Source organism: Terrabacter sp. P5_B1, from assembly GCF_056400505.1.
Genome location: NZ_JBFULD010000610.1, coordinates 1 through 725 on the forward strand (window position 1 = coordinate 1; position 725 = coordinate 725).

A 725-nucleotide genomic window follows, 5' to 3' on the forward strand; every position below is an offset into this window, starting at 1 on the left:
TTGCCGGAGTCGGCGTAGCGGAAGCCCATCGAGCCGTTCGGCACGACCGGCGCACCGGTGACGCCGTCGAGCAGGACTGTCTTCCAGGCGTCCTCATCGGGGGCGACGGCGCCCGAGTCGGCGAGGTCGGCTGCGGTGAGGAACTTGCCGGGCACGAGGGGCGCGGCTACCGCGTCGCCCGGCGCGGCGGCATACGCCTCCTCGGCAGCGTCGAGGCGGATGAGGAAGGGCAGGTCGCTGTAGGTGCGCACGTAGTCGGTGAAGAAGTCGACCTCGCGGTCGACGAAGAACTCCTTGAGGAGCACGTGCCCCATCGCCATCGCGAGCGCCGCGTCGGTGCCGGCCTGCGCGGGCATCCACTCGTCGGCGAACTTCGTGTTGTCGGCGTAGTCGGGACTGACCGTGACGACCTTGGTGCCGCGGTAGCGGACCTCGGCCATCCAGTGCGCGTCGGGCGTGCGGGTGACGGGGACGTTGGAGCCCCACATCATGAGGTAGGTCGCGTCCCACCAGTCGCCCGACTCGGGCACGTCGGTCTGGTCGCCGAAGACCTGGGGGCTCGCGACGGGCAGGTCGGCGTACCAGTCGTAGAAGCTCGTCATGACGCCGCCGATGAGCTGGATGAAGCGCGTGCCGACGCAGTGCGACACCATCGACATCGCCGGGATCGGCGAGAAGCCGGCGACGCGGTCGGGGCCGTACTCCTTGATGGTGTGGACGTGCGC

The 725-nt window shown here is 69.8% G+C and carries 1 protein-coding gene; it reads right to left on the reverse strand.

All coding sequences use genetic code 11. The features are described 5' to 3' along the window. The coding region (locus tag AC1DP0_RS22385; protein WP_478088852.1) for a molybdopterin-dependent oxidoreductase at nucleotides 1-725 on the reverse strand (725 nt) is incomplete at both ends.